The organism is Fervidobacterium sp., assembly GCF_059913585.1.
The window spans coordinates 156,974-179,594 of sequence record NZ_DBOLZL010000023.1 but is presented as its reverse complement, the minus strand read 5'-3'; the positions used below and the strand labels follow the sequence as shown (position 1 = coordinate 179,594).

Annotated in this window: 22 protein-coding genes; 10 read left to right on the top strand and 12 right to left on the bottom strand. The window is 39.2% G+C overall.

Going from position 1 to position 22,621, the window contains the following annotated elements; translation table 11 throughout:
• Positions 1-3 precede the first annotated feature (3 nt).
• Both AC3M61_RS09420 and AC3M61_RS09415 read right to left on the bottom strand, forming a co-directional pair.
• Positions 4-534, bottom strand: coding sequence for a hypothetical protein (locus tag AC3M61_RS09420; RefSeq protein ID WP_500780593.1), 531 nt, complete (start codon positions 532-534; stop codon positions 4-6).
• Positions 535-563: 29 nt separating this feature from the next.
• The gene (locus AC3M61_RS09415; protein ID WP_500780592.1) at positions 564-938 is read right to left on the bottom strand and encodes a PulJ/GspJ family protein; all 375 of its coding nucleotides are present in this window, start codon (positions 936-938) and stop codon (positions 564-566) included.
• 123 nt (positions 939-1,061) lie between these two features.
• Here AC3M61_RS09415 and AC3M61_RS09410 point away from each other — a divergent pair, with 123 nt between their 5' ends.
• The 7 genes from AC3M61_RS09410 to AC3M61_RS09380 all read left to right on the top strand — a co-directional run bounded on the left by AC3M61_RS09410 (position 1,062) and on the right by AC3M61_RS09380 (position 10,050).
• Positions 1,062-1,877, top strand: coding sequence for a GGDEF domain-containing protein (locus AC3M61_RS09410; RefSeq protein ID WP_500780591.1), 816 nt, complete (start codon positions 1,062-1,064; stop codon positions 1,875-1,877).
• 135 nt (positions 1,878-2,012) lie between these two features.
• Entirely contained in the window at positions 2,013-3,107 is a 1,095-nt protein-coding gene (locus tag AC3M61_RS09405) for an HD domain-containing protein (RefSeq protein ID WP_500780590.1), read from the top strand.
• A gap of 22 nt (positions 3,108-3,129) precedes the next feature.
• The gene (gene minC / locus AC3M61_RS09400; protein ID WP_500780589.1) at positions 3,130-3,774 is read left to right on the top strand and encodes a septum site-determining protein MinC; all 645 of its coding nucleotides are present in this window, start codon (positions 3,130-3,132) and stop codon (positions 3,772-3,774) included.
• Positions 3,767-4,843, top strand: a complete 1,077-nt coding sequence (locus tag AC3M61_RS09395; protein WP_500780588.1) for a M42 family metallopeptidase — start codon at positions 3,767-3,769, stop codon at positions 4,841-4,843. Before minC ends, AC3M61_RS09395 begins: the two co-directional genes overlap by 8 nt.
• Positions 4,843-5,850, top strand: coding sequence for a M42 family metallopeptidase (locus tag AC3M61_RS09390; protein WP_500780587.1), 1,008 nt, complete (start codon positions 4,843-4,845; stop codon positions 5,848-5,850). Before AC3M61_RS09395 ends, AC3M61_RS09390 begins: the two co-directional genes overlap by 1 nt.
• Positions 5,851-5,992: 142 nt before the next feature.
• Positions 5,993-7,972 (top strand): Ig-like domain-containing protein, encoded by a 1,980-nt coding sequence (locus AC3M61_RS09385; protein ID WP_500780586.1) that lies wholly within the window; start codon positions 5,993-5,995, stop codon positions 7,970-7,972.
• 17 nt (positions 7,973-7,989) lie between these two features.
• The gene (locus AC3M61_RS09380; RefSeq protein WP_500780585.1) at positions 7,990-10,050 is read left to right on the top strand and encodes a S8 family serine peptidase; all 2,061 of its coding nucleotides are present in this window, start codon (positions 7,990-7,992) and stop codon (positions 10,048-10,050) included.
• A gap of 258 nt (positions 10,051-10,308) precedes the next feature.
• On the opposite strand, the gene AC3M61_RS09375 is transcribed toward AC3M61_RS09380, so the two are convergent.
• The 3 genes from AC3M61_RS09375 to AC3M61_RS09365 all read right to left on the bottom strand — a co-directional run bounded on the left by AC3M61_RS09375 (position 10,309) and on the right by AC3M61_RS09365 (position 12,917).
• Positions 10,309-11,184: a carbohydrate kinase family protein gene (locus AC3M61_RS09375; RefSeq protein WP_500780584.1), complete on the bottom strand. Its 876-nt coding sequence runs from the start codon at positions 11,182-11,184 to the stop codon at positions 10,309-10,311.
• Positions 11,181-11,939 carry a tetratricopeptide repeat protein gene (locus AC3M61_RS09370; RefSeq protein ID WP_500780583.1) on the bottom strand — a complete coding sequence of 253 codons (759 nt, stop codon included), beginning with the start codon at positions 11,937-11,939 and terminating at the stop codon, positions 11,181-11,183. Before AC3M61_RS09370 ends, AC3M61_RS09375 begins: the two co-directional genes overlap by 4 nt.
• 219 nt (positions 11,940-12,158) lie before the next feature.
• Positions 12,159-12,917 (bottom strand): tetratricopeptide repeat protein, encoded by a 759-nt coding sequence (locus AC3M61_RS09365; protein WP_500780582.1) that lies wholly within the window; start codon positions 12,915-12,917, stop codon positions 12,159-12,161.
• Between the two features lie 223 nt (positions 12,918-13,140).
• Between AC3M61_RS09365 and fmt the strand changes: the two genes are divergently transcribed.
• The 3 genes from fmt (at position 13,141) to AC3M61_RS09350 (ending at position 15,764) form a co-directional block, all read left to right on the top strand.
• Complete coding sequence (gene fmt, locus AC3M61_RS09360; protein ID WP_500780692.1) at positions 13,141-14,073, top strand: methionyl-tRNA formyltransferase; 933 nt, start codon at positions 13,141-13,143, stop codon at positions 14,071-14,073.
• Positions 14,074-14,129: 56 nt separating this feature from the next.
• Positions 14,130-14,312: a hypothetical protein gene (locus AC3M61_RS09355; protein WP_500780581.1), complete on the top strand. Its 183-nt coding sequence runs from the start codon at positions 14,130-14,132 to the stop codon at positions 14,310-14,312.
• Between the two features lie 105 nt (positions 14,313-14,417).
• Complete coding sequence (locus tag AC3M61_RS09350) at positions 14,418-15,764, top strand: flagellar assembly protein A (protein WP_500780691.1); 1,347 nt, start codon at positions 14,418-14,420, stop codon at positions 15,762-15,764.
• Between the two features lie 74 nt (positions 15,765-15,838).
• Here the strand turns inward: AC3M61_RS09350 and AC3M61_RS09345 are convergent, their stop codons facing one another.
• From AC3M61_RS09345 to AC3M61_RS09315, 7 genes are all read right to left on the bottom strand, one after another.
• Positions 15,839-16,213, bottom strand: a complete 375-nt coding sequence (locus AC3M61_RS09345; RefSeq protein ID WP_500780580.1) for a hypothetical protein — start codon at positions 16,211-16,213, stop codon at positions 15,839-15,841.
• Between the two features lie 164 nt (positions 16,214-16,377).
• The gene (gene lgt / locus AC3M61_RS09340) at positions 16,378-17,283 is read right to left on the bottom strand and encodes a prolipoprotein diacylglyceryl transferase (protein ID WP_500780579.1); all 906 of its coding nucleotides are present in this window, start codon (positions 17,281-17,283) and stop codon (positions 16,378-16,380) included.
• A 59-nt stretch (positions 17,284-17,342) separates the two neighbouring features.
• A complete protein-coding gene (locus AC3M61_RS09335) occupies positions 17,343-18,674 on the bottom strand; it encodes a DUF8509 domain-containing protein (protein WP_500780578.1) in 1,332 nt (443 codons plus the stop codon).
• A 6-nt stretch (positions 18,675-18,680) separates the two neighbouring features.
• The gene (locus AC3M61_RS09330; RefSeq protein ID WP_500780577.1) at positions 18,681-19,322 is read right to left on the bottom strand and encodes a nucleoside-diphosphate sugar epimerase/dehydratase; all 642 of its coding nucleotides are present in this window, start codon (positions 19,320-19,322) and stop codon (positions 18,681-18,683) included.
• Positions 19,323-19,349: 27 nt separating this feature from the next.
• Positions 19,350-20,615 carry a methyl-accepting chemotaxis protein gene (locus AC3M61_RS09325; RefSeq protein WP_500780576.1) on the bottom strand — a complete coding sequence of 422 codons (1,266 nt, stop codon included), beginning with the start codon at positions 20,613-20,615 and terminating at the stop codon, positions 19,350-19,352.
• A 48-nt stretch (positions 20,616-20,663) separates the two neighbouring features.
• Complete coding sequence (locus AC3M61_RS09320; RefSeq protein ID WP_500780575.1) at positions 20,664-21,974, bottom strand: GGDEF domain-containing response regulator; 1,311 nt, start codon at positions 21,972-21,974, stop codon at positions 20,664-20,666.
• Positions 21,975-22,002: 28 nt separating this feature from the next.
• On the bottom strand, positions 22,003-22,596 hold the full coding sequence (locus AC3M61_RS09315) for a chemotaxis protein CheB (protein ID WP_500780574.1): 594 nt from the start codon (positions 22,594-22,596) through the stop codon (positions 22,003-22,005).
• Between the last annotated feature and the right edge of the window lie 25 nt (positions 22,597-22,621).

The following is a 22,621-nucleotide window of genomic DNA, read 5'->3' as shown; positions in this document are numbered from 1 at the left end:
AGTTTAAGAAGAACTGCTTAGAGCAGTAAGCAATGGAACAGAATAGTTTATTTTTCCGTTATTGTGAGTGAATGTGATTATAAGAAATTTTGGGTCTTTTATCTCACCTGAGGTTTCATCTTTAGTCTCGAGTGAGACTGAAATATCTTTTATCTTCGATGTTTTTACCAAATCTTTGCTGTCAAACCGTATTATCACACTGTCGCCTACCGACACAAATTCGAGTTTCTTCTTGATAGTAACGACATTCATACCAACTGGTGAAAAGAATTTCAGATACACAAACTTACCGTTTGGGTCAATCTCCGTGGCTCTTGTCTTACCTTGTTCATCAATCAGTTCATCGTTCCATACACTTTGCGTTAAAATGTTGTCTAATATGTCTGTTATACTTTGGACTTCCGCATAGAAGGCGGCGTATTCTTGCTGTTGGTTGAGCACGTTAAGTGTTAAATTGAAGAGCAATCCCAACATAGCTATAACAAACACCATTACAACCATACTTGCAATTAAACCTGAAAGTGTTAGTTCCATACTTTACACCTACCTTCTTTGTTAGTAGGTCAATATGATTTGTACTGATAAACGACAAATTCTTCAGTCTTTCCTGGGACACGCTCGATTGTAAAAACAAATTTAACAAAAAAAGGTGTTGTTGTCGATGAGAAGTTTACAACCTTCGGATAAGAGACTTGACTTCCATTTGATTTGTGAAACCCTCTGTTAATAGCGTTTAAGTCGATTGTAGTTTGTCCAACAGCCCCTTGGATGTAGACATATCGCGCAATGAAATTTTGTAATTCCACCACCTTTTGTTGATTTTGGATAGATGAAAGTGATTGGAGAACGCTTGAAATACCGGTTGTGATAATCATAAAGACAATACTTATCAACAAAAGTGCTACGATTGTTTCAGTCAACGAATAGCCAGCCCTCATCCCCAAACCTCCTTTTTTATCTACTCGTTTGAAGTATTTTAAAACAATTATACACCCCCTTCTAAAATTTTAGACTCGTTTTTCCGATAAATCGTTTGAAAAGGATGAAAAGAGGTGAACGCAGTGGAAAAACTTGACACATTTTTCATTCAAGAAATGCCATCTTTACCAATAAATTTAATCGTCAATCTTGTGAATTTTTTGAGTGAATTAGATGAGTGGGATTTTGTGGATAAACTTGCAAAATCTATTTACATGCACACAAATGCCAACGGCGTTAGGGTTATGACCCCTAACTTCGTTAAAATACTGGGCACCAAAACAGGAACTTTGTATAACTTCTCTTTTGAACATGTGAGAATGAACGTTTATTTTTCGGTCTTCAACAATGAAGAGCTTGCATTATTAAACGCAGTTTCGCACATTGCTGAAACGCACTACAAAAATATCCTAAAATACCAAGAAATGTCCGAAATGGCACTTTACGATTCACTTACGGGAGCATATTCAAGAACAGTGGGTTTAAAATTGTTGGAAAGTGCCGTAGAAAGTGTTAAGCGGACTGGCAGGGGTGCGTTTATCATTTTTATAGATATCGACAATCTAAAGAAAATCAACGATGAATATGGCCATTTAAAAGGTGATGAAATGCTCAGGTTATTCGCTCAAGCGTGCATAAAGAGTATGAGAAAAACAGACATGCTTATCAGATACGGTGGAGACGAGTTCATCCTCTTCGTTGATTCCGAAAATCCAGAAATACTTCTTGAAAGGATTAAAAACTTGTCTGCTATCAGCTTTTCTTATGGAATAGTTCCCATCGAAAGTGAGCAAAGTTTATTTGAAATCCTCAAGCTTGCTGATGAACGTATGTACAAAGCAAAGAAGAAAGAGAAAAACATTCGTTCGGTGGCGAGTAACACTTTGATGCTTATATAGACAAATTCTTAAGAGATTTCAAAAAATAAAGCACGATTCTGGGTAAACACGCAACGTTGGGTTTATATTGTTGAATACTTACTGTTCCACTTTCCCACCACCCTGTGGTATAATCTAAATTAAGAAAGCTGAGGGGTGGTTTATCTGGGGAAGGGAACGTTTTTATTTTCTTTAACCAATCTGTTCACCATTCAACGTTGGAATAACCGTCCTGCCTTGCTGAGATTCACGGAGGCAGACAATTCTTTTAACACACTCTTCCTTTCGTTTGTTTTTCACGCTGTTCAAAACTTAGACAACCTGAGAAAAAGCCAAGCGCTTGAAAACAGTTTGCGCTGGCGATTATCCCGTGAACTACCAAAAATCGTTCTTTCCGATGTCTCTTTGCAATTGAAAGAACGTATAGAACGGTTTGCACCACATGTGTGGAACGAAGTTAGGAAAAAGGCACTCGATGATTTAAAAACCATCGCAGATGAAGAGACTGTAAAACTTCTTGTGTCTGAAACACAAGAGTGTAACTCTTTAGATAAACTTGCCGACCTCTACATTAGTTACCTTGAAGCGCAAGAAAATGGCAAACTATACGATTACAGCCAACCGTTGAAAGAACTTAAAGAGAAGATAAACAACATATCTCGAACAATTCCACAAACGGAAATGGAAAAATACTGGGGAATTGCTCAGTACGTGTGGACACCTCTTTTGAACCTCACATCGATGGTTCGTTGGAACCGAACGCACAGGAATGTGCGCACAAGTGTCAGCGGACATTCTTTCATCGTGGTCACAATAGCTTACCTGATTGCCAAGCTTTTAAATTTTGAGCTTGTTGAAGAAACAATCATTAAAGGCATACTCCATGACCTTCCTGAGGCGTTCACAGGTGATGTCATAACCCCCACGAAGAAAAAGGTGCCAGGTCTTGATGAACTTGTGGCAAATGTTGAAAGAGAAATGACAATCGAATGGATTAGTGGTTGTGAAGCCTTATCACCACTTAAAGAATACGTTGAATATGCCGTTGAACCATTTTCTGGTGAGGCAGGCATAGTTGTGCGCACAGCGGATTACCTTGCTGCACTTTTGGAATGCGCCGTTGAAATCAATTCGGGTAACAAGATAGATATCTTCAGAGAAAATTTCTTTAATTTCAAACGGTTGGTAAAAGAAATTTCTCCGATAGATGTCTCTGAGTGGATTGACGAGATAGAAACGATAATATTCTAAAATAAAACAGAGGGGTATGGCGATGGTAGATTTCAAGATGACAAAGGACGGATTGGTGTTATATATAAGAGATTACACAGATGTTGTTGATGTCCTTCAAAAGATAGAGGACAAAGTCAAAGCTATGGGTAATTTCTTTGCCAAAGGTGACAAAATTATGTTACTGGTGGAAGAGCACGAAAAACATATCTCAGATATCCCGAAAATCGTTGCAAGGGTCCAGGAACTCGGGCTCAGTATTTCTCATGTTTTAATGGGCTCCGAAGGAAAGAATGATGTGATAATCAGAAAGAAAGTTGATATGGTCAATCAAGGTGATACACGTTCTGGAACTAAGCTGGTGAAGAAAAATTTGAGAAGTGGGCAGAGTATAATTCATTCCGGTGATGTTATCTTAGTAGGTAACCTACATGCGGGAGCAGAAATTGTTGCTGGTGGCAGTGTCGTCATCTTTGGGCGTTGCCAAGGAACGGTCAGAGCGGGGATAAACGAAGGCAGGGAATCGGTTATTATTGCTCTGAGCTTCGAGGCGCCTTTTGTCCAAATCTCAGATTTGAAAGGGACGTTCACTGAAAAATTCAACCACCCAGTTGTTCTCCATGTAAAGGCAGGACGAATAGAGGTTGGAAAATACGATAGTAAGATTGGAGGGATAGAACTTGGCTAATAAACAAGTGGAGCTGAAAACAAATGAACTTCTTTTGAGATTAACTTCGATTCCAGGACCTTCTGGATACGAAGACGAGGTATTAAAAGAAATCGAGCAAATAATGTCACCTTTTGTTGATGAATGTTTCAGAACACCAATGGGAAGTTTGGTCTGTGTGAAAAAAGGGGAAGGACCAAAGATAGGCTTTTTTGCGCATGCAGACCAGATTGCATTTGTCGTCACAAAAATCTACGAGGATGGTTTTCTGAGACTTTCTGGAGTTGGTGGCTGGGACCCAAAGACAGTAATTAGCCAGAAGGTTTGGGTCCATACTAAAAATGGAAAGCTCAGAGGCGTTGTTGGATTCATGCCTCCACATCTTCAGACAACGGAAGAATCAAAAAAAGTGCCAGATTACGACCATCTTTTTGTTGATGTGACTATGAACCCGAACTGGAAAGACATATCTATCGGTGATTTGGTTATACTTGATGTTGAAGGTTTTGAAAAGAACGGAACGATCTTTGCACCAGCGCTCGATAACAGGGCAAGTTGTGTTGCGATAATAAAAGCAGCGGAATTACTTAGCAAGATAAAGACAGATGCTGAAGTCTACTGTGTATTCTCAACGCAAGAAGAAATCGGTGGACCGGGTGCGAGAAGTGGGGCATACATATCGGAAATCGAATATGGGATAGTTATCGACGTGACGCACGGAGATGAAGATGTTCCAGGTTATCCAAAAATCAAAATGGGCGAAGGACCAGCTGTTGCGGTTGGACCGGTGACAAATAGAAAGTTTGTGGAGCATATAAACAAGGTGGCTGGAAGGTATAACATAAAGACCCAGATAGAACCGATTGCGGGAAGGTCAGGAACTGATACCGACGATGTTCAGCTTACAAGAATAGGTGTGAAGACAGCATTGATTTCTATCCCATTAAAATACATGCATAACCCTTATGAAAAAATTATCGTTAAAGACGTCGAGGATACGGCAAAACTGCTTGCATTTTCCGCAGCGCACTTGCCAGAAATCGAATATGAAGAATTGCAAAGCACAGGCTCAGTTAAGGAGGGAGAATGATGCTCAAATACCTAAAAGAGCTCACAGAAATAAGCGGACCTTCGGGAAACGAAGACGCGGTGAGGGAATATATAAAAGAAAAAATCTCTGGGAAAGTTGATGAGATATTTATAGACAGAATGGGGAATTTAATTGCTCTTAAAAAAGGGAAAGGCAATGGAAAGAAGATCTTACTCGATGCACATATGGATGAAGTAGGATTCATGGTCACCAATATCAACGAAGATGGAACACTTTCCTTTGCACCAGTTGGTGGAGTGGATACAAGGGTAATCATTGGAAAAAAGGTAAAGATTGGAAAAGATATTGTTGGTGTAATTGGTTACAAGGCGATACACTTGCAGAAAGACGGATACACGAACACGCAGAAATACAGTGAACTTAAAATAGATATCGGAGCAAAATCAAAAGCGGAAGCTGAAAAGCAAGTCAAAATAGGAGACTATGTTTCATTTATCACATCTTACGAAGAACAAGGAGACTTTATCATCGCAAAGGCGTTGGATGATAGGTGTGGATGCAGTGTGTTGATGGATTTAATAGATGAAAACATCGAAACAGAAAACGATATATACTTTGCCTTCACAGTCCAGGAAGAGACAGGGCTTAGAGGACCAGCTATTATTGCCGAGCAACTCAAAGCAGACATTGCGATAGCTGTTGAAACAACAACAAGTGGAGATGACCCAGAACTTGAAAAACAACTTTGGTCAACACACCTTGGTGATGGACCTGCTATCACATTCATGCACAGTGGATACGTGGTTCATCAGGCAATATTTGAAAAACTCGTTGAAACGGCAAAACAATTAAACATACCATTCCAATACAAAATGCGAACAGTTGGTGGCACGAATGCAAGAAGATACGCGCTCACAGGCATTCCAGCAGGTGTTGTTTCCGTCCCAGCAAGGTATATACACTCGCCTGTTTCTGTAATTAACAAGAAAGATTATGAACATACCATTGCTTTGTTGAAAGAATTTCTTAAAAGGAATGATTTTTAAAACATAATTTGGTTTCGGGCGATGTTGACATTGCCTTACAAAAAATTGTATAATTTAATATGAGACCACATACCACCTTTTAGGGGGGTTAAAATCTTCAAGTTAGCCCGCAATACCACATCTCAAAAGAGGGGGGATTAAGGTGAAGAAGGCGGTATTTTTAAGCATCGGTTTAGTGCTTTTTCTCATCCTCACACTGAGTGGGTGTGAGCAGGTAGGTAACTTGTTCAACAAACCACCGGTGTGGCAAAACATTCCTGACCAAACTATCCTCAAAGGTCAAACAGTTACGGTTGATTTGAAAAACTATGTCAGTGACCCAGACAACAACCTGCAAGATATTGTTCTTAAAACAACAGGTAAAGGAACGATATCGAACGGTGTTTACACATGGACGCCAACCGAAGTAGCAGAGCACACAATAACTGTTGAAGCTATCGACAAAGCAGGTGCAAAGGCAGAAAAGACATTCAAGGTCATTGTTCAACACTCCGGAACACTTGTTGTAAACATTGCACAATACAGCTCAGGTCCAGTTGTGGAGGGTGCAAAGGTTGAAGTTAAAGATGCAGACGGGAATCTGAGAGGCGTTGGATACAGCGATAGTAAAGGTATCGCAACTGTGCTCTTTAGGTCGGATGCTGAGAAAGAATTTTTGAACGTCTTTATTTCAAAAGAAGGACATGCACGAACAAGCATACTTGGAATGAAGTGTTTGAGAGACCAAACAACAGAAATTACAACGACTTTAAGGAGAGCTACAGCTGCACAGACAACAATGGAAGTTCCCATCGAAGTTGATGTTGAACTCTATGATCCTTCAACTGGCGAACCGGTAGACATTGCAACTGATGTTACACTAAGCAGTGTTTATATCGTTGTAACAGCAACACCCGTTGAGTTTGATGGTGGAATAAACATAATATATGCGAAAGCAAACGGCGTGCCAGGAGCTAGTTTCTTTGCAGCCCCAAGGCTTTACATATCAGCTTCAAACGTGTTAGAAGGTAGTTTATCACTTGCTGAATTTGAAGGCGAAATACCTATAGTTGTTGATGTTTACGACCATAACGATAACAAAGTAGAAAAACTTATTTGGATAAACGTGGTTCGCACACCTCAAACAGGCATAACACCTTATATTGTTGAGCGAAATACAACAGCATATTCGACACAATACGACCTTTATGCATACACAAGACGACAAGCTATTGAATTCTATTCAGTGCCAAGGATACCAGAGAATATAAAAGGCGTTGATGCATCTGAAAATATAGTTGAACCAGCAGGTGCACCAAACGATGATTCCAACCTTTGGATTGAAGTAAGGTGGAGAAGATGGTACTCTGCATCAGGAACTACTAAACCGAAAGCTTACAAAGTTTACCGGTCATTTGATGGTGAGAACTGGACAGCCATAGCAACGCTTCCAGAAACTTACTATTACTACAGAGATAGTTCTCCACTTCTTGAAGTTGGAAAGAAGACCTGGTATGCTGTATCCTCAGTTTACGATGGATACGAAGCAACACCAACGGTTATTGGCCATGTGACACCACTTCCATTGCTCAATATAGAAGTTGAAACACCGAAGAATGGCTCAACAAACGTATCAAGAGATACAACATTCAAATGGAAATTTACTGGTGTTGAGGCTTACAAACCAACTGATGAGGAAACTCCAACAACGTCGTTGACTTATGTTTACAGCTTGTGGATATATGACTGGATTCAAAATGACTATACATACTACGGTCTTGGATTCGTAGATTCATCTACCGGTAACGCTTACTACTACAGATTATTATCAGACACAGAAGAAGTAGAAATCAAATTTAGTGATTATTTCATAGGTAATGTTGAGGATCCTGTTTACGGTCCATATTGGGTTGACTTTGGATTGGCAGATGCCTATGCTTACGACAAGCTCCAGGCGAACAAGACATTTAGCTGGACTTTGAGACATGCATGGGCACAGAAAATATACAATGGTTTGAGTTTGGACGATCCAGACAAAAAGTTTAAATCAATTGCTTACTCGCTCCATGCTGATGATACTAATGTTTTCGGTCTTACGCTCAGACCTTCTGTCTACTACACATTCACAACTGGGATTAATTGAGAAGGGGGGGATAGATGATGAGAAAATTCAGCAGTGCATTATTAATCGTTTCGATTGTTGTCGTATTGCTCTTTGTCTTTGCATGTACACCACAGATCAACAATGGGACAAAACCAAACAATAAAGTGGCAAATATTAACCAGCCTACGCTCTTTGGCGAATTGATTCCAGGCGAATATGTTGAAGGTAAGATTCTTGTTGGATACGAATCAAAAGAAAGCGCAATTGAAGTTGCAAGATTGCTCAAAGGTGAGATTGTTGTAGACCTTCCACAGATAAAGATGGTGTCTATAAAATTCAATGGAACGGTTGCTGATGCTTATACAAAGATTAAGGAAGCAAAAGTAAAGGGTATCAGATATGTCGAACCAAGCTACAAGAGAAACTTGATAGAACCACTACCAATAAAAAGTGATGTTGAAAAAGCTTCAAAATTCGAACCAAGGTTGACAAGCACGAGTCCAAGAGGAGACGAAGAATTTAGCTCATTGCTATGGGGTGTTGAAGCAGTCGGCGCAACAGAAGTGTGGCCCGAAGCTTCTGGAACAGGAGTAATCGTTGCAGTGGTTGACTCTGGTGTTGACGGCACCCATCCAGATTTGGAAGGGCAAGTTATTGAAGGATACAGACCATATACAGAAGAAGTCCTTCCAGCAGGAACAGATTCATCCTACGGTGGTTCACACGGAACACACGTTGCTGGAACGATTGCTGCAAAGAAAGATGGAAAAGGTATCGTTGGTGTCGCACCCGGTGCAAAGATAATGCCAATAGTTATATTCGACGATCCAGCACTTGTTGGTGGAAACGGATACGTGGGTGATGACTTTGTGGCTGCAGGTATAATTTGGGCAACAGACCACGGTGCAAAGGTGATGAACCACTCTTGGGGTGGTGCCGGATACAGCCATACGATGAAAGCAGCATTTGATTATGCAATGGACCACGGAGTTGTTATGGTTGTTTCTTCAGGTAACGACTACTATAAATCAGCGTTTAAATATCCGTGCGGTTATCCAGGAGTTATCAGAGTCGCGGCGGTTGAATACAACGGCGGAACGTTCAAGACGACAGGATTTTCTACAAAAGCCGATTCTGTAGTTATTGGAGCACCTGGTGTGAATATATTATCTACAGTTCCACTTCCTGAAAGCCTTGGTTACGAAGGCGAGTCCGTAACCTCTGAACAAAATGGTGGAACATATGATTACTACGATGGTACTTCAATGGCAGCTCCTCATGTGACAGGTGTTGTAGCTTTGTTACTCCAAAAATATCCAAATGCAAAGCCATGGCAGATTAGAAAGCTCATCGAAAATACGGCGATTGATATTGATGCAGTTGGTTGGGACGACCACTCTGGATATGGTTTAATAAATGTTAAGAATGCATTTGAAGGAACACTTCCTGAATCTGGTGGAGCGACACTTGATATAGTTGTTACGGATGCTTACGAAAGTTGGGGAGTCCCATCAGTCTTTGTAACACTTAAGAAAAAAATAGATGATCGATACCATGCTTACTACGCAAAAACAGATGCATTTGGTATTGCCCACTTCCCGGCGATTGACACAGGAGAATACGAAGTAATCGTTGGTGGACCAGACAGCTATGAAAGATGCGAATCACCATACGGATTCATGGCATATTACACAGCATTCAGAATGGCAGAGGAAAGACAAATTAACGATACAATCAACCTCACGGCAGATGCAACAAAGACCTACAAGTTCACATCAACATTTACGATTCAATTTGGCACACCACTTTCAGATGCTTCGATCAAAGTTCAGAATCTACTAACAGGAGATATGTATGAATTACCATACAACACAAATAAGAAAGTTCTTTCGACAGAATCAGGATTACTTATTCTATCTGTAGCATTGAGCACACCAGCTGATACTGATATTACCCTTGAAGGAACTGCTACAATTAATGGTCACGCTCTTCCAATCACAGTAAACATCCCAATGGGAGAAACGGAAGGATTTGTACTCGATGCTATTGGAACTTATTTTGCTAATATGTACTTTGAGTTGCCTTTTGCTTGGTGGACAGTATTTGGACAGAATTAAGTTCGGCAAATAACAAAACAACAAACCGATGGGGTTACATGCCCCATCGGTTTTTATATTTTTCATTCATGCACACCATGGGTTATAGACAGGCAGTGAAAGAGTCGAAAAATCTTGGATTTTTTAAGTGCAAATAACAGGCACAGAATTGGGATGGTTTTTTGTGAATTTTCGAATTAAGTGTGCAGGTGTTAAAATTAGGAAAGGTTACGAAAAGATACGACGGATTAAATGACTAAGAACGGGAGAGAATTTCTATCAATATTTGAATTTTTTTACTTCCTCAATCGTTGGAAATGCCATCGTTGTGCCCTTTCTTGTGCATGTTAGTGCTCCACATCTGTTGGCAAAAGAGAGGATGTTTTCGACCGGAAAATTGTTAAGAATGCCGTAAATACACCCAGCGCTAAAAGCGTCACCCGCACCTGTTGTGTCAACTGCATCTACCATATACGGTTGCCCATATGTGATTTTCTCTTCGCAAGCATGTATACTACCTTTCGCACCAAGCTTAATAAAAATATTCTTTATCCCAAAATCCAACAAAATACTTATCGCTTCAAACGCGTTCTTCGTTTCGGTTATCCTCAGCGCCTCTTCTTCGTTTAGTGAAGCAAAATCTACCCCGTCAAGTATTTTCGGTGCTACATACTCACACAACTCGAGAAAGATGGGTTTGCCTAAGGTCTTTAAGTATGAGAGTATTTCATCAGATTCTCCTGCACCTGTTTGGTAAAAGATTATGTCAGAATTTTTTAGCGTTTTTTCGTGCAACGCAATGTCTTCAACACAAAGCATAGCATTCGCTCCAGGATAATTGAACATAGTGTTTTTTCCATCACTTTCAACAACGATAAATGTGAAGCCCGTGCGTGTGCCGGGCTTCACGTTAATTAGGGGAATTACACCGAATGACTGTATTTGAGAAATTGCTCTTGTGCCAAGCTCATCGTCTCCGATGTTTGCAATGAGTTGTGTCTGGACGCCGAGCTTTCTCAGTGCAACAGCGACATTTGTTGCCTTACCACCAAGAGAAATCTCTACGTTGTTAGATATGTGATTCTTCCCAATTTCAATTTTAGTTGTTGAGTAGTTAAAATCGATGTTTAGCTTCCCTATACAAGTAACAATCATTTGAGCTTTTTCAATTCCTCCTGCGCACTTTTTACAGCATCCTCGTGTGTTTTGATAAGCCATGGGTAAGCTTTGCCTGAGACAACTTTTTCAAACATCTCTTTCGCCTTAGCTTTATCTCCAGTCTTAAGGTAGAGGTATCCAAGCTCCAGATATATGTTCGGATAGTTTGGTGTAAGTTTTAAAGCTGCATTGAGAAGCTCTTCGGATTTTTTGTAGTTGTATAGTGGCCATGGGACATCTCTGTATCTCATGCCGGATGCAATAAGTGCGAAGGTTTTATAAAGTCTTTGTTCTTCGTCGTTTTCGTTCAGCAATTTAATTGCGCTATCGATGTATCTGTCGAAATCACCAAGCATGAATAGACTTTGAATAATCCCTTTGTATTTTGCCAACCTACCAATTGCGGAACCGGCGACATACGAAGCTCTTCCGTTCTTTGGGTCGAGTTTCAATGCCATTTCAGCATATTGGCGTGCTTTTTCGTATGTTTTTTCCTTTTCTTTATCGCTTGTCCCCCATACCCCGTATTCCATATACGCGTCTGCAAGTATAGTTAAGAGTCTTGCGTCTTTGTCGTAACCGGAAATCTCCTCGATAGTCTTAATCACTTTGAGAATCTTTTCTACATCGTAATCTCTTCGTGCTTCGTAGAACATCCTGTTTAGTTCTTCGCTGGTAACGTTACCGAAGGCTGATATAAAAAGAAATACGATGAATAAACTTGTAACAAAAAACAACCGTGAGCTTTTCATACTCCTACCTCCCCTTGAGTTAGTGTGGTATTTTACAAAGATATTATACAATTCAAAGCGTAAATCTTTGCATTGGCTTAGCGACTTCTATTCGAAATTTTTCTTTTTTAAACGCTAAAAGAAATTTATAGCTTCTTTTTTCTCAAAAAATCTTTTGAAAGATAAAACAAAAGCCCCGCCATAATTAGGCGAGGCGTTCTTTCTGTGCTTATATAATGCTTATTTTAGTTTCTTCAGTTCTTCTTGTGCTGTTTTGACAGCTTCTTCGTGAGTTTTTACAAGCCACGGATGTGGACCCATTGAAATAACTTTTTCAAACATCTCCTTCGCTTTAGTTTTATCTCCGGTTTTTAGATACAAATAACCAAGCTCAAGGTATATGTTCGAGTAGTTAGGAGTTAGTTTTGCTGCCGTATTAAGCTGTTCTTCGGATTTTTTATAGTTGTAAAGTGGCCACGGGACATCTCTGTTCCTCATTCCTACTGCGATGTAGGCAAATGTCTTATACAACCTTTGCTCTTCGTCGTTTTCGTCCAGTAGTTTAATTGCAGTTTCTATGTATCTATCAAAATCCCCGAGCATGAATAGACTCTGAATAATGCCTTTGTATTGTGCAAGCCTACCAATTGCAGCACCTGCGATGTAAGACGCTCTTCCGTTCTTTGGGTCAAGTTTCAACGCCATTTCGGCATACTGGCGTGCTTTTTCGTATGTTTTTTCCTTTTCTTTGTCGCTGACTCCCCACAAACCGTATTCCAAATAGGCATCTGCAAGGATTGTTAAGAGTGTTGTATCTTTGTCAAAATTTGCCGTTGACTCTATCGTTTTTATCACGCTCTGTATCTTGTTCACATCTCGGTCTCTTCTTGCTTCGTAAAACATTCTGTTCAAATCTTGAACTTTAGCTTCAGCAAAAGTAAATGTGCTCAGTAAGAGTGCAACTAAAGACATCACAAAAATCCACCTGAACCTTCTCATCCTTATCCCTCCCTGTTTTGGCTTTAGTGTGACGCCACTTTTCAAAGTTTTACATTTCTAACATTGTAAATTATATCAAAACTTTTAGAGATTTTTGCAACAGATTTCGAAATTGGCTTTTGTGGTATAATTAAAATGCGATGGATATTAGGCTGAAAGCAAATTTGATGTGTAAAAGGAAGCGGAGGTTGTATAGATGAACAGTGAAAATACGAGAAATGATTTGAGGATTCTTTTTCTTGGCACTCCAGAGTTTGCAGCAAGCTATTTGGGGTTTTTATTGGAGAAAGGATACAACGTCGTGGCTGTTATATCACAGGCGGACAAACCACGTGGCAGAGGTCAGAAGTTATTACCCACCCCTGTGAAGGAAGTGGCTTTGAAGCACGATATCCCCGTTTTCCAACCCAAAAATTTGGTGAGGGAAGGAATGGAGATTATCGAGACATACAAACCTGATATCGGAATAGTTGTCGCCTACGGAAGGCTTTTGAAGAAACCTTTCTTGGATGCTATACCATTCTATAACGTTCATGCTTCGCTTTTGCCAAAATACCGTGGTGCAGCCCCTATGCAAAGATGTCTGGAAGCAGGAGAAAAAATTACAGGGGTTACGATATTTAAAATTTCTGAAGGGATGGACGATGGTGATATAGCTTTGCAAAAAGCGTTTGAAATCAATGAATGTGAAACACTTGGCGAATTGTATGAAAAGATGATTATTCATGGAACAGAATTGCTTGATGAATTTTTGAAAAGATATCCTGTGCCACTGATTCCACAAGACCATTCACAAGCGAGCTATGCTCCTAAGATAGAGAAGAACGATTTGAACGTTGATTTCTCAATACCGGCTGAGATGGTAAGGAACAAAATACGGGCGTATGACCCGGTTCCAGGTGCGAAGGCAAGGTTAAACAATACGGAAGTCAAACTTTTTGGTGCTTGTGACATAGTGCAAAGTGACGACAATAGGGGATATAAACCAGGGACGATAATTTCTATAGACAAATCAAAGGGAGGACTAATTGTTTGTGGAAAAGATGCCCTGTGGATAAAGTATATCCAGTTCCCAGGGAAAAGCAAGATATGGTTTAGTGATGCGAAAAACGGAGGACTTGTGAGAGAAGGGATGTACCTGGAGAAAATTGAGTAACCCCCGTGTTTTAAAGTTTAAAAAGAAGGTGAAAAAACAATCAGGGGGTGAGGTACATGGAAGTTATTAAGGTAAAAGAGTTGATGGAGGTTTTCGATGAGCTTGAGAAACGATACGGACCTAAATGGTATGAGCATGTTCACGTTGACGTTAATACAGATATGGATGGGACTATCCGTGCAGTTGTGACACCGATAATCTTCAAAGTTCCTAAAGTAAAAGGATTAAGTAGCGAATAGCATTCTTCCAAACTTGCATTAGAAAGGAGAGTTGAACATTTACAAAAGACACTACCTACAGTTGAAAATCTTGAGGAGAAGCTTAAAGAATATTAAAATCTAAGGATTCATGTAACGATAAGTGAGGATGAAATGAAAGCATACGTAACCATCATTCCGGGTTTTGAAAGAGAAGTTCCGACAGTTGAAGAACTGATGAAAATCCTGATTGATTCCGGTGTGGTTTATGGAATTAAAAAGGACGTGCTGGAGAAGACTGTTGAAGAGAAGCTGACATACCAGCAAATTGTAGTTGCGGAAGGAGTTGAGCCAACTCCTCCGATAGACGCGATGATAGATTACAAATTCAATACATCAAGAGATTCTACAAGTTTCGACGTATTTCCAAGGTGTGACGAAGGGCAAGTGCTTGCTGAGAAGATACCTCCCAAAGATGGAGAACCAGGCAAGACCGTGACAGGGAAAGAGTTACCCAGCCAGAAAGGCAAGGATTTCGATTTAAGGAAATATGCTGGAGAGAACACAAAGGTGGTTGATGATAAAATAATAGCTACCATCAAAGGTCAGCCATACGTTGATGACGATGGAGTGGTGCATGTAAGGAACGTTCTTGTAATTGGTGAAAGAGATTTGGAAAAAAGCCAGAAAATTGATTTTCCAGGCACGATAATCGTTACATGCAACGTTGATGGGGCATTTAAGATAACTGCGGGTAAGGATTTAAGTGTGAATGGCTTGGTTTCCGGTAGTGTCAGAATAAAAGCAGGTGGGGATGTGTACATAAAAGGTGGTTTTTTTGGCAGAGGTAAAGGTGCCATAGTTGCTGATGGGAGCGTTACTGTGCAGTTCGTTACAGAAGGTTTAGTGATTGCGCAAAAGGATGTGAATGTGCAAGATTACATAATGAACTCTGATGTGATAGCGGGAAGGACTGTTAAGGTCACTGGGGAAGGTTTGATTGTTGGAGGCAATGTGAAAGCAGTTGAGTTGATAGAAGCAAAGAAGATTGGTAACGAATATGGTTTGGCAACAAATGTTGAAGTTGGTATAGATTTTGAATATGAAACTACCAAGGCCGAAATTACTCACAGGCTGAAATTACTCTTAGATGAGTTGAGTGATGTGAGCGGATACATCATTAAACTGCGGGCAGCGTATGAAAAAATATCTGGAGAAACGATTAAGAAGGAACAACTTAAAAGCCTTATTGTTCAATTAGAAACGATTATAAGGGAAATCAACGAGTTAAAGAGAAAGTTAAAAGTTTTGAAACACGTCTCGGTTCAGGAAGCTTTGAAAATGAACCCAAAGATTATAATCAAGGAGACTTGCTTTGCTGGTGTTACGATAAATATCCTTGGCGAGGTTTATAAAACTACGTTTGAGTTAGGTCCTAGGGCGTTGAATTTCCAAGCATTAAAAGAGTTGAAATATCAAAACAGAGGATACTGAGAAAAAATCCCCGTGTGTTGGAGTCCAACACACGGGGCAATGCCTTTTATTGGGGGATGGGGAGAGGGAGAAATTCATTTTTTTGCATTGTTGCTCATTCTAAAATAGTCAAGATTTTCATCGTGTTCAATCTTTTTATACCTATGATTTGCCGCCTCATACATTCTGTTTATAATCGCCCTCAAATCACTTCCTTCTGACAGTTCGTCGACAACCTTTTTAAGCTCATCGACGAATTCGAATTGGAATTCTTTTTCATCAAAGCGAATTTGTTCTTGGAGAGAAGCAGGGATATCTGGGTTAATTTTTCTGAGAAATTTTATGATAAACTCTGCAAAGACATCCCTAACGTCGCTCTTTCTCTTGGCTTCGGCAAGCTTTTCGCGGTATTCTGTCTCAAGTTCGTGTTCATACTTTACATAACTTAACATCTTTTCTTTATTTTCCATACAATCCCCCCTTAACTAAGTTACCACAGTATGAAGAACCCGCCTTTAAATCTACACCTAATGTGAAGAAACTCTTCAAATATTTTTTCCATAAATTTAGACCTTTCATTCCCGAAAAACGTTCAAGAAAATTTTAAAATTGTAAAAAACTTGTGTAGAATAGTTCATTTTTGAGTCTGCGCTTTATTTTGAATATCGTTCTTATTTTTTCCCATTAGGTATGCATACCACGAGGCGCCAAAGGTTATAAGAATTATACTCACTATCTGCGCCGCCCTAAGATGACCTGCCATTAAGCTATCAAGTCTTAAGCCCTCAATCCAAAATCTACCGATAGAGTATAGAACTAAGTAAAGTGCCGTTGTCTCTCCAAACTGCCTTTTTCTTTTTTCCACGATGAAGTATAGTATTACAAAGACAGCCAAATTCCAAAGGCTTTCGTAAAGGAATGTAGGATGAAAATGTGTATTCAAATCAAATCCTGGAACTCTCTTTTCCGGAGGAACGAACATTCCCCACGGTAAGTTAGTAGGTCTTCCATAGGCTTCGTAATTGAAGAAGTTTCCCCATCTTCCAATTGCTTGGGCAACTGGTAGAACGGACGTAAAAAGGTCAGCAGCGTGGACAAAGGTGAATCTCTTTTTCAACTTTGAATAAACGTAAATCGTCAGCAATGCAGCAAAAAAAGCACCATGTATCGCAAGGCCTCCATGCCAAATCTTCCATATCTCAGAAGGATACCTTGAATAATACGACCAGTTGAAAGCAACATAGTATAACCTTGCTCCGAGGATTCCAAATATAACTCCCCAAAATAAACCTTCATCGAGGTCTTCTGGGGTTATAGGGTAGTTCTTTAGTCTTCTTCTAGCAAGGAAATAGGCAGTGAATATGCCGGTAGCTATGCACACACTATACCATCTAAGTTGAAATTTTCCAATTTGGAAGATATAGTCTCTGACAATTAGTCTTCCTGAGAAAACCTCTCTAAGAAAGAAAAACAAAGCAAAAACAACAGCCAGTAAAATAATAAAAATAAGCACAAACTTAAAAAGTTTGCTTTTTTCCACAACTGCTCCCCCTTTTTTAAGTATTCGATTTTTCGAATGATTTCATACCTTTGCCAACTTCATTTATTCTTTTGCCTCTTTCTCAAATCCTTTTCCCAGAGTTGTTGGTAAACATAGCTTACTTTTGATAGCTTTTCTTTTATGGAGTCATCAAAAGGAAGGTAACGCCAAAATATTTCACGGACAGTTTTATCGAGTTTTTGTATACCGTTTGATTCTTTTGAAATCCACAGTATATAATCTTTGATGAAGTATTCAGCTGGTTGCCCTTTTAGTTTGTTTTCTTGAAGGTATTGGTAATATTCTCCTGTCAATCCTTCCTCCATCCATCTGCCGAACGAGAGTTCTTTTTCTAATTTCCATCTGTATTCTCCAAATGCTTGGAAAAAAGGGTCGGTGCCTTTTCTGGAGAAGATAGGAACAACAATTCGACCTCGTCCATAGATATTTAGTCCTTCTATAGGTTCCCAACAAAATCCATTTTCTCCATAGCCTGGGACTAAAATAACGTAAGGTGGCATGAAAACTTCTGTTCCTTTTATCGTTCTTTTCAATGTTGTTGGGTCAAGTAATTTAAATTCCTCGAAAAGTTTTAATGAATGCTTCTTTGAGAATATCAGGTTAACTTCTTTTAGATAGTTTGTAGCAAGTGCTGGATATTGGATGCCCAATTTCCCAACAGCCTTTTTAACCATCTGCCTAATCACTTGTAGTTCGTTGAGAAGAGGAGTGCTTGTATCTTTCGATGTTTGCGGTATTTGTTGAATTGATAAGGCTTGTTCTTTTGCTTTGTCGAGAGTTTCTTTCAAAGTTCTTATATCGTTATCCAGCTTTTTGAGTTTTCCGATGCTTTTAGTTATTTCATCGAATATAGCATACACACCCTTTGTGTATGGTCCTTTGCCTTGAACACCTTTCACAAGGTCTCTTAGTTTTTCTTCCTCTATGCTCCTTTCAAAAAGTTTTCTTTCGTATTCTTTCTCAATCCATGTGTAATCGAATGTGCGCTTTTCTTGTTGCTGTTCCTGAATGACTTCTTCGAAAGTTGATGGTGGTGTTTTTCCGCTTTTCACCGAAATTAGCCATTCATCGACATAGTAAAAGGTATCATCTGGAATTGAAGAGATGCATTCTTTAATTTTTTCTAAGTCTTCTCTGGTTAAATACCTTGGGTCAACTAATCCAAGGCGTATGAAAAGTTTTTGTTCAAGAGGGGAGGTTTCTTCTAATTTTTGAGCAATGGCTTCGTAAACTTTCCAAAATACTTCAGTGAATTGCTCTTTGTATTCCGAGAAATTTTCTTCGTGCAGTCGCTTTATCGATAAAAATTCTTCTTTTATGTCGTCTTGAATACCTGTAAAAAGTTTGTCAAAGTATTCTTTTTCCGCCATCTTGGGTTATCCTTTCCACACAAGTTTTAACTTGTCTTTGGAAAATTCAATTGTATAAACGTTTCTATAACCGTGCTCAAGTAGCTTTTGTGCCATTATTTCACCATTTTTGAACGAAGCAACAAGGTATGCGTCGGCTGAAATCCTTGTTTCAAGAGGGTAAACAGTTATCCCCTCAATCTTGGTGCCAATCTTGTTTTCATCCTCATCCAGGAAGGCAACGATGTTGTGAGATTGCCTTGTTGAAATTAAGTGCACCAACATTTTGCCCACAACACCTGCTCCATAGATGCATAGGTCCCGTTTGCCAGCGATTTTCAGGAAAATGTCTGCAAACTTGAGTTCGATATTCTTATACATCTGTGCAATTTCTGATAGATAGCCCAGCCTCAGATAGTTTAGTCTAATCAGTCCTTTGTTAGTTAATTTGTAGGTTCTATTTACCTTCTCGACTAACCCTTCTTTCTCGAAGTCTTTCAAATATTTATTCACAAGTGAGGGAACAATGCCTGATTTCAAAGCTAACTCGGAATGTTTTGTTATCCCTTCTGCCAAGGCTTGGAGAATGGCCATATGTCTGAAAAGCGGTGAATATTCGAAGAACACATATTCTCCGTGATGCTCAATGCTTTTTTCTTGTTCGTACATTCAATAGCCCCCTAAAATAGATTTTAATTAAATAATAAACCTTTCAAGCTCTGCTTTGAATCTCTCAATTTCATCTTTTATATTGGAGATTGCTTCTTCCAATTGTTCTATTCCAGAATATAACTGTTCAACTGCTTCGTGTGCTGTTCTTGATGCATTAACGATTTTTTCAACGTTTGTTGTGGATGCCTGTGATACCTGCAAAATGGTGTTAAGTGACTCTCTTACAGAAGTTAGTCTCTTAGTAATTTTTTCTGTTATAAGTGTTGTTGATGTGACGATGTTTTCTACGTTTTCAAGTGATTGTTTGCTCTCTTTTGCTAGATTGCGAGCAGAATTGGATAGTTCCATAATCATCTCAGCAATCCTTGAGAGTCCCTCTCTATCGATGTTCTGCTTACTTGTTTCTATCGATACGTTTATCGCTAAAACGGTAATACTATCTGAAATGTCTGTTATCTTATCCGTTAGTTTGCCAAGAGATTCTGTAAGCATAGCGAGTTTTGAGGTGTATTCGGTAATCTGCTCGATGGTGTTGGTGAATTCGTTGAGACCGTTGATTGTCGTCTCGGTTTCCGCACGGCTTTCTTCTAAGTATGCAGCGAATTCTTCAAGAGAACGATCAACTTGTGTAGTTGCTCCTTCTGTGTTTTCAGCCATTGCTTTGATTTCGGAAGCAGATGAGAACGTTTGAATAACATTTTCTGAGATATTTCTCACAAGGTTGTTTGAAACTTGAAGTTGATACCTTGGCCTTTTGAGAAGTAATTCTGCAACAAAAAAGCCAGCTACAAAGGTAAGTACGATTAGTATTGGAACAATGAATTTGAAAAAGCTTGAAAGGAAACTTTCGAGTTCACCATATAGTTCATCATGACGAGCAGCGTGAGCTAAATAGTATTTTCCATCGAAAGCGAACGCAACGTATCGTTTAACACCTTCGTATGGGTATGTATAAACTCCGTTTTTCTTAGCTTGCATGTATTCAAATAAACCCGGAACAACTTTTTTGACGTCTAATCCTATTTTTTCTTTCTCTGTGTGCTCAATAGTTATACCGTTTTCATCGATGAGATAGTAATAACCAAAAGTTGGTTGCTTCTCGAAAACTTTTTGTGACATGCCTGCATTTGTGATTGAGATAACTTCCTGCAAGAAGGATTTTGTGCTCACTTGTTCGACTATTTTGTTGATACGCGGAATAATTATCGTAAGCAATACGCTACTCCATGCTATAACAAACAGTGAAACGGTCAGTGCGTAACTCCAAGAAAGTCGCCATACTTTTTTCATTACCCGTCTCCTCCTGTAGTTTAATTAACTTGGTGATTTTTCAGCCTTCTACACCTTCTCAAGAATTTCGCCGACACTTTCGCCATTCCAAGCAAATTGGTTCGTTTCCATTTCAATTTCTTTTAAGTTTCTGTGTTCCTCAGATTCGTTAAAGATGGTTTGGAATGACTCTAACTGTTTTTGAACCTGTACTACGGTTTTTCCAAATATTACAACTAAGAACTTGCCTAATTCTATTCTCGCGACAGTATCGGAAAGTTGTTCTTCAATGAATTTGACGAAGGTTTTCAGCAGTTGGTTTGTGTATTCTGTGCCTTTCGAAGTGTAGAGTTTTCTTAAGTTTAGCAACTTAATACTGACAAATGAAAGCGGCAGTTGGTTCCGTTTTGAGAAATCAATTAAATTTACCATCTTTGCAGTTATTGCGTGCCTGTTGTAAGCCCCGGTTATCTCTTCTAATTCTTTCTGAGTTCCGAGTAGCATATGATAGTTTAGCAGGTCAAAAATCAGCGAGATACTGTAGTTTGCAAGGGCAAGAATTCTTTCAGCAACCTCTGGAATTTTTGGATTTTCAATGATTATGAAACCGATAGGTTCTTCTTTTCTTGTTATCACTTCTCCTATAGCTGTTTCTATCTTTCGCTCCGTTCCTTCATAGTAAGCATCAATGTATTTAAAGTAACTAAAGAATCTAATTTCTTCCGCTTTCTCAAAAACCGAATCGGGATTTGCGAGCTCTTTGTTTCCAAATGCGTAAACTCGTGCATGGGAGTATGTCGAAACGCAAGCGTAAAAGTTATCGAACTCGAAAAGTTCCGTTAGTAGGTTGTATATCTTTTTCATTACCAGTTTTTCGTCGTAAATGTACTCGGAAAGTTGAAGGATTTCTTTTGTTATAGTTGAATCACGAAGGCTCTCTTCAAGTATATCAACGAGTTCTCCAAATGGTTCAATGTGGAGTGTGTAAAGGTCTCTCGACCATTCCATAGAGAATGGTTGAGATACGAATTCTAAAACCGTTTTTTCTATTTCGTTTTGTGCTGCTGTCTTCTTCAAAAAAGCGTTAGCACCACTTTTCTTTGCCCAGAATGGGTTTATAGTTTCTTCAGCGCCTGTGAGAATCATTATTCCAACATTCTTAAATGTACTAAAGCTTCTGATAAATCGTGTGAAATGGACACCATTTAATTTTGGCATCACGTAATCTACAATAACAATATCAGGGAGGAAAGAAAAAAATCTGTTCAGTCCTTCAAGTCCGTCTTTCGCAATCTCAACGGTGTATCCGTGAATTTCCAGAAGGTTTTGTAAATAAGTTCTCCAAACTGCAGAATCATCAACAACGAGAACCTTTTTCACTATCGTCACCCCTTTATTTTTTAACTGTTCATGTATTGTCGTTTTTTGTTTGTTGTTTTGCCTCAGCGTTAAACATTTTAAGCATTTCCCGCATTCTTTCGATTTCTAACCTTTCGTATCGTTCTCCAAGTTGTTTAGCAATATTCCCAGGAAGGTATGGAAATTTTGGTGCTCTTTCAATCATGAAATAGACTCCTTTCTTTTTTAGTTCACTAACGTGTTCTGCACCATCGCTTCCTAACCCACCAAGGACTATTACTGCGAAATCTTTGTTGGCGAATTTTTTCATTGACCTGAACAGAACAGATATGGAAGGATGAACCGTTTCTTTTGAAGTGGTTTCATCAACAACACTGATGACATTTTCGCTTAGAAAAATCAGGTCTTTTCCGCCTTCTGGGATGTATACTCCAGGTTCTAAGAAAACAGGTTCTCTTACTACTGTGACCTTCTGATTTGTTTCAGAACGTATATGCTGTGCAAAGGTTTCTATTGCACTACTTGTGAAATGAATATTAACTATAACGGGAAAATTCAATTCCTCATCGAGTTTTAGTATCTCAACAGCTTGCGATGGACTTCCCGCTGAACCCACGATAATTACTTTTTTTCCGTTAGCCATATAACATTCTCCCGATTGAATTAAT